1 protein-coding gene is annotated in these 246 nt (G+C 56.1%); it reads left to right on the forward strand.

The window, feature by feature from the left end; all coding sequences use genetic code 11:
* Positions 1–246: cytidylyltransferase domain-containing protein (locus ACTHSP_RS23960; protein ID WP_440347225.1), on the forward strand; the 246-nt coding region annotated here is incomplete at both ends.

Below are 246 nucleotides of genomic sequence, written 5' to 3' on the forward strand. Positions count from 1 at the left end.
TTGATTCCGGCGCGGTTGGATTCTTCACGTCTGCCGGGTAAGGCTTTGGCCGATATTCACGGTAAACCGATGGTTGTACGCGTTGCCGAGCAGGCGGCGAAAAGCAAGGCTGCGCGTGTTGTCGTTGCCACCGACCATCCTGATATTCAGACGGCCTGTCAGGCGCATAGCGTCGAAGTGGTCATGACTTCCAATCAACATGAAAGCGGTACAACGCGCCTTGCCGAAGCGGCCAATACGCTGAAA

This window comes from Neisseria sp. P0001.S005, assembly GCF_051963715.1.